Annotated in this window: 6 protein-coding genes; 2 read left to right on the top strand and 4 right to left on the bottom strand. The window is 39.2% G+C overall.

What is annotated here, in order from left to right; genetic code table 11:
- Window positions 1–367: 367 nt before the first annotated feature.
- Window positions 368–691, top strand: coding sequence for a phasin-related domain-containing protein (locus tag JWG45_RS20800; protein ID WP_205281505.1), 324 nt, complete (start codon window positions 368–370; stop codon window positions 689–691).
- Between the two features lie 295 nt (window positions 692–986).
- Here the strand turns inward: JWG45_RS20800 and JWG45_RS20795 are convergent, their stop codons facing one another.
- The 4 genes from JWG45_RS20795 to JWG45_RS20780 all read right to left on the bottom strand — a co-directional run bounded on the left by JWG45_RS20795 (window position 987) and on the right by JWG45_RS20780 (window position 5,325).
- A complete protein-coding gene (locus tag JWG45_RS20795) occupies window positions 987–1,673 on the bottom strand; it encodes a hypothetical protein (protein ID WP_205281504.1) in 687 nt (228 codons plus the stop codon).
- 3 nt (window positions 1,674–1,676) lie between these two features.
- Window positions 1,677–3,506 carry a CHAT domain-containing protein gene (locus JWG45_RS20790; protein WP_205281503.1) on the bottom strand — a complete coding sequence of 610 codons (1,830 nt, stop codon included), beginning with the start codon at window positions 3,504–3,506 and terminating at the stop codon, window positions 1,677–1,679.
- Between the two features lie 149 nt (window positions 3,507–3,655).
- A complete protein-coding gene (locus JWG45_RS20785; RefSeq protein WP_205281502.1) occupies window positions 3,656–4,384 on the bottom strand; it encodes a hypothetical protein in 729 nt (242 codons plus the stop codon).
- A gap of 35 nt (window positions 4,385–4,419) precedes the next feature.
- Window positions 4,420–5,325, bottom strand: a complete 906-nt coding sequence (locus JWG45_RS20780) for an RNA polymerase sigma factor (protein ID WP_205281501.1) — start codon at window positions 5,323–5,325, stop codon at window positions 4,420–4,422.
- Window positions 5,326–5,360: 35 nt separating this feature from the next.
- On the opposite strand from JWG45_RS20780, the gene JWG45_RS20775 reads away from it, so the two are divergent.
- Window positions 5,361–6,260, top strand: coding sequence for a M23 family metallopeptidase (locus JWG45_RS20775; protein ID WP_205281500.1), 900 nt, complete (start codon window positions 5,361–5,363; stop codon window positions 6,258–6,260).
- Window positions 6,261–6,334 lie beyond the last annotated feature (74 nt).

The raw sequence follows: 6,334 nt of genomic DNA, 5'->3' as shown, positions 1-6,334 counted from the left end.
GGGTTCGCGGCAAATAATCAGGGAATCTTTCTAATGACTAAAAAAGCTTTTTTCAATAAGAAATTAAATCCTCCTTATGTCGGAATTCCTAAAAAAAGATTCTCAGCTTCGTTATTCTCATTCTTGAAATGGAAATTCCTAAGTAGCTTTTTTTGATCCAAATATCCTTATGTCTCTTTTTATATAAACTTCAGTCTAAAACAAAAAGAGCAATTAGAGTTACCGGATTTTACTAAGCAAAGATCTAAATTTGTATGACACCAGGTCTTTTTGAGGCTTTTCCGGATCCTGAAATCGCACTTGACAATTTATTGTGCGCTGCATAAAATTGGTCTATTCTCAGTGAAGAAAACAGAGGAAAACAATTATGGAAAAAGAAATAAAAGAAGCGCTTAACTTTGCAATTGGAGCGGCAAAATCCCTCCGTGAGCAAGCGGACAGCATCCTTCTTAAAGTTGAAAAAGAATTCAAAGAACTTGCATCGAAAGGAGCTCAAGATCAATCCGAGGTCGCTAATAATCTCAGAAAATATATCGAAGATGCTCTTCACTCCGTAGAGGGCGTTGCGGGTCAAGTCAACTCTAAGGTAGAGGAAGTCAAATCTAAAGTAGAACAAGGCGTTTCATCTGCGAAAGCAACTTTGAACGGTGCTTCAAAGTCCAAAGCAGACTCTACTACCCCTAAAAACTAATCTTTTCCTTCCTGTATTCTTAAAATGCAGGAAGGACTTTGATCCTCTCCAATTGTTCATAAATTCAATTTCAAAAATTTCCTTTCGTCCAATCGAATTATTTATAAAACCCCTTTAATTGAAAATAGAATCAAATTCCTTTTTTCAATTCGATTGATATTGCATGGTGTCAATTTTGTATATTCTGAAATTTGAATGTATTTGGTGCGTATTTGGAAATTGTTCGAATCAAAGTTGCGGCGAAAGTTGATTCTTTTAAACGGTTTTTTTGAAATCAATGATAGTAATAGAAATTTTAGTTTTCCATCTCGGAGAGCAGGTCAGGTGTAAATTTTAAATCTAATCTTAGAATTAAAGATTCTCTCGGAGAAAGTTTTTCTTCTTCCATCGGAATTTCAAAGGACGTATTCATCATCGCTACGTTCAGATCGATTTTTCTTTGAATCAGTTTTTTCAGGGTCTCTTTCTTTTTCTGAAATAATTCTTCTTTGGAAATTCCTAAGTTTAAAAATGTTTCCTCGATTAGATCGATCGTCTTGTAATCGGAAGCAATCGCAGAATATGTAAAAGAATCCAGTTCCATCTCTTCGAGAAGTGCTTCCCAGAGTTTGGCCGTTTTGCGTTCCATGTTTCTACATTCGTAACCTTGACAGATGGAAGTTCCGTAAAAAGAATAATTTTGACTCAGAGGATCGCCGCTAAAAATAGGATGAATCATACACCCGATTCTTTTATCAAATGCTCCAAGAAAGGGGCAATTGTAGGTATGTTCGTCTTTTCGTTGTATGTTTTCTTCTTTTTTCTCCCTGACTTTTCGATATTCGGCCATGGTCCAAGATTTCTGAAAGTCGACTGAATTTTTAAATTCTTTCGTTCTTTCCGAGATGAGATTTCGGATTTCATCCGGATTTAGATCTAGGTTGAATATACCGCAACAGGAGCCGCAGGAAAAATTACCGTTTTCGGGTTGGCAAAGACTCAAGGATCAACGATTCTGAATGGAGTTTTTTTCGGTCTTGAATCCTGGAAAGCTAAGTTCTAATTCCTTTGTCTCCGGATTTTCAATGACGCTACAAAGCATCGGAATGATCGTCATTCGATTCTCGTTGAATACGATTACCTTCCCTCGAAACTTTTCTATCTGTTCTCCGATATAATCCTGTTTTACGACTGGCGCTACTACGAGAGAAGTTTCTGGTTTGATTCCGCGAAAGAAAAGATGATTGTTAGAATTCGTGGAAACAAGGAAGATGCTGGTCTTTTCCAATTCTTCCAGCTCCATTAGCAAATTCTCATAATAATACTGAAATGAAATCAGATAACCGTCCGCCGAATCTTTTAGAATTTGGCCGCGTCTGTAAAGTTCGATCCACTGAATCATTTTTTGAATCGTATCTTTGTTGATTTGAAGGACTTCCTGAATGTTGCTTATCAAAGGACTGATTTCCAATTTTTTGAAATCGCTCAAACATTGATAGATTAAATCCCACCACTTTTTGATTTCAACGGCGTCATCGGGATTGTTCGGAATATATTTTCCCAAAGAATGATGCTGGTGGTCGCTGAAAATGATTCCGCCGACGATTTTGGAAAATTCTTCAAAAGAATAAATCAGAGATTGTATCAGTTCGAAAGAGGATTCAGTCTCCTCTTTTTGTCTTTGAGTGAAGTTAGAATAAGAGGCCGCGATGTTGGAAGGATAGAATTTTGCAATCAGTGATGGATTGATGATTTTCTGAATTGGTTTTCCCTTGGTAGGGTCGGTCATTATCTGCTGGTTTGGAATTCCATGCAGAGAGTAGTTGGTCCAGGTCAAGTCGTTGGTATCAAAAATTCGTCGGGCGTATTCTTTGGCTAAGAAAAGAGACTCTCCGATGCTTCTGTCGCTGAATAAATAAGAATAGAATTGAATCGTAAAATCGATCGTATTTTGATTATCTATGATTTCCCAGTTGGTTCCGATAAAACTTTTGATTCCTGACATGAGGAAGGCTCCGGCAAAGTTGTTCATCAAATCGGAGTTGAGCGTTCTGGATGCGTTTGAATTCGACTGACAAGAATTGCTAAACACCAAATCGGTGTTAAATCCCGAATTCTTAATCTCCCTTGCCTTAAGAATTTTTCCTTCGGAAATCTGCCATCCGTTTTCCAAAGGATCATCGGAGAAAAAAAGATGCCCGGAGTAGTGGATGATGTTCTTTCCTTTGATCAAAGAAAGAAGTTTCAATTTTGTGACTTGTTTTCCGCCGATGAATTCGATTTCAAGTCGGGAAGGTGAGACTTTTTCGCTCAACACTTTGAAAAGTTGTTCTCCTTCCTTTTGCGCCCATTCCAAATCTTCGGTGGGGTCCGCAATGATGAGCATTCTTAGTTTTTCTTTTTCTTTATAAGAACCTTGGCTGGATTCTCCTCTCACTGTTTTTCCAATGAAGAATTTATCGGATAAGAAGCAGGTTCCGTCGTGAAGTAATTCCCATGGAATGACTCCGAGTTTTGGATCAATATTCAAGTGAAGGTATTTTTCCGTTGTGAGACGGAGCTTTTCCTGGATTGGTGCAGGAAAAAATTGATCGTAAAAGGTTTCTCCGAGGATTTTCAACTCGTGAAGAATTTCGGTTTCGAGAGTCTTTTGACTCATTCCTTTGGAGTTTACAGCGTTGGAAACTCTGACTAAATTTTCAATTTCCTTAATATACTCTAAAATGAGGTCTTCGTCGATCGTAGATTGAAGGTGCGACTCCGACCCGCTTCCGGACGTATCTAAGATGTTAAATACGTTAACGGTTCCGACTCTGTCTATGATCAAGTTTAACATAAATATGAATCCAGGATCAGATTATAACAACGGAGCGATTTTTCCAGAAATTCTTTTTTTACGCTGAAATAAAAAACAAAAACCTTCACGGCGAGGATTTGAATTCTTCGCAGTGGAGGTTTTTATATTCGGGAACTTTTTCTAATATTTTAGGCTTCGAGCAGGATGAACAAATCCAAAGATTTGGAATGGTCCTTTCCTTGAAATTCTACGGTATATTTTCCTTCTCTCAATCCGGAGAAATTGGCGATTCCTTCGTTGTTGAATTGATTTGAAAGGATAAACCTAGTATCTTTGTAGAGATTCACTCTTTGAAAAGAGTCTGCGTCCGGAGATTCGATCTTAACGCTTAAAAACGCGGTTTCCGGAGTTTCTTGAACCAATTGATAAGTGAACTTCGAATTATCGAGAACCTTTTCTTCAAAGACTACGAATTCAGACGGATCCTTCGTTACTGCGGAACGCATGGAAGGTGCATAGTCCACTCGAGTATTGATTTGCAGAGATTCCACGAGGCTTTCAAAGATTCGCGCGCCTGACTTTCCCAGCTTTACTACGATAGACTCCTTGGAAGGGGATTTTCTCGCCAACTCCAGAGCAACATAACGTTTTAAATACTCAGGTACGTCCTTCGCCAAATATCCCTTTAGATCGGCTTTTTGCAGATCGATAGTTTCCTGAAACTCGGAATACTTTCCTTGTTGAGCGGCTTGGTTTAAATACGATACAGTCGCGGAATTAATTCCTGCTTGGATCGATTCTTCCATTTGTATGAGCTGATTCTGCAGATTTTTATCTGTTTCCACATTGCCCGACTCTCCGTTCAAGAGTGAGAGCAAAAGCTCGTTATTTTGATTTATTTCTGATCCCGAATCCATTTTGGTTCTCCAATAGGTTAAAAAGACGGAATTTTTTAAAAATCCAAATCACTAAAATCGAGCTTTTTCTGAATTTTTTCAATTAAACGCAAAAGGGTGACGCTTACGTTTCCTTCCGAAATTCCAATGAGATCGGCAACTTCTTTATAGGGCGTTCTTGCGAGGAAATGCCCCTTTTTCTTCTTATCCAGTAACTTTTTACGCTGCTCGTATTTCTTTTTCAGTGCATGCGAAGTTTTATCCACTTCCATGGGAAGAATGGGGGATATCTTCGCGGTATTTTTCTGTTTTTCTTTGAGATCGAGAATATTCAAATAAAGGGACGTAATTTTGTCCTCCATTCTAATATTTTCTTCTTCCCGATTGGAAAGCTCCGATCTGAGTTCCAGAATCTTGTCTTTGAGGGTTTGTGCGGTATGTCCGGTTTTATCGATCAGATATTGAACTTCGTCTTCGTTTAAGTTGAGGTAGTAGATATAAGAAAGTTTAAAAATGACTCTTTTATCTACGCCGATTTCTTCCAGTGCTTGGTTGAATCGATCGGAGAGTTCAACGGCCTCTTCGTGCAACTCGGGACGAGTATCCGGTTCGTCTTCTATGGTTGCGTATTCTTTCCCTTCTTTGCTGATTTTACCGAGGTTAGTAACTTTGAGTTCTCGTTTGGTTCTTTGCCAATCGATGAGCATATTCCGCAAAACTGAATAAAACCAGGTTCTAAAACTGGATTTTCCACGGAAGCTCCCAAAACGGGAACCGGTTTTCAGCCTTTCAAATGCGTAGATGAAAAAGTCTCCGGCGTCGTCCTCGCTCAGATGGAAGATCTTCATCGGAAAATTGTAAATATCTTCCGAATAGATTTCGAAAAACTGCTTGAGCGCCTCTCCATCTCCTTCTCCGCAACGGGTGACGAGGTCTATAGTTTTATCTTTTGACAAATTCATTTTGTATGAGTTACTTGCACTAGGTTTAAGTCCAAATGAAAAGATTTCTCTTTATCGCGATCTGGACCGCGTTCCATCTGAGCATGGAAGCGGAAAATAATAAAGTAATAAATTATCTAGTTCCAGTCAAAACCGATCAACTGGAAAACAAAATTACCTCTACGTTTGGCGAATCTCGAGGCGATCATTTTCATAATGGAATGGATATTTCTTCCATGAACGAGGGGGTTCTTGCGATGGCGGACGGAAAAGTCTTATACAGCCGTTACGCGGAAGATCATCCTTTTGAGGATGAACTCGGGACCGGAAATTCGGTTTGGTTGGATCACGGCGGGGGTAACTTTACCGCCTATTACCATCTAAAGGACGGCAGAATTTCTAAATTACTAAAACCTGATTTAATCAAGGCCGGAGAAAAGATCGGAGTCACCGGAAATTCCGGTCACTCCAGCGGAGCCCATCTTCACTTTGTTGTACTTCGGAAATACGGATTGGAAATTCTGGATCCTCTGAAATTTCTTTCTCCGATTCCGGATAGCGCCGTTCCTGAAATTTCGAGCCTTCTTGTTCACGTGAACGGAAAGTTTACGAATATCAACGATGGGGATAATATCAATCTTTCGAAAGAGTTTCCTTTTACGGTTTCGATCGTGGATGCCGGAGAAAAAAAATCGCAGAGAAGAGGAATCACCAAGGTTCAATATTTCTTAAACGGGGAGGCTCTCCGGTCTGCGGAATTTGGTTCTTTACAATATTCTTCATCCGAATGGAAGAATCCGGACGGTTTTGCGTTTACGAATCTCTATCATAAAGACCAGTATTTGGTCGGAAATCTCAATTTAAAATCGGGTGAAAACACGATTAAGGTCGTAGCCTGGGATTTTCGAGGGAACGTAAACGAGAGAAGTTTTACTTTTTACGTGAGTAGACTTTAGATTCTAATTATTTGAGTGATTGGAATAATCTCGCCTGAGTTTTGTTAGGTGCCGGCGAAGACGAATTATACAAT

The sequence above is a fragment of the Leptospira ainlahdjerensis genome, assembly GCF_016919175.1.
Taxonomy (GTDB): domain Bacteria; phylum Spirochaetota; class Leptospiria; order Leptospirales; family Leptospiraceae; genus Leptospira; species Leptospira ainlahdjerensis.
Note: the sequence above shows the minus strand (reverse complement) of the source record. Positions and strands in the feature narration are given on the sequence as shown.

What these genes read in the sequence shown, in the direction of transcription:
- JWG45_RS20800 (WP_205281505.1), top strand. Translation starts at nt 368, where the DNA reads ATGGAAAAAGAAATAAAAGAAGCGCTTAACTTTGCAATTGGAGCGGCA.
- JWG45_RS20780 (WP_205281501.1), bottom strand. Translation starts at nt 5,325, where the DNA reads ATGAATTTGTCAAAAGATAAAACTATAGACCTCGTCACCCGTTGCGGA.
- JWG45_RS20790 (WP_205281503.1), bottom strand. Translation starts at nt 3,506, where the DNA reads ATGTTAAACTTGATCATAGACAGAGTCGGAACCGTTAACGTATTTAAC.
- JWG45_RS20785 (WP_205281502.1), bottom strand. Translation starts at nt 4,384, where the DNA reads ATGGATTCGGGATCAGAAATAAATCAAAATAACGAGCTTTTGCTCTCA.
- JWG45_RS20775 (WP_205281500.1), top strand. Translation starts at nt 5,361, where the DNA reads ATGAAAAGATTTCTCTTTATCGCGATCTGGACCGCGTTCCATCTGAGC.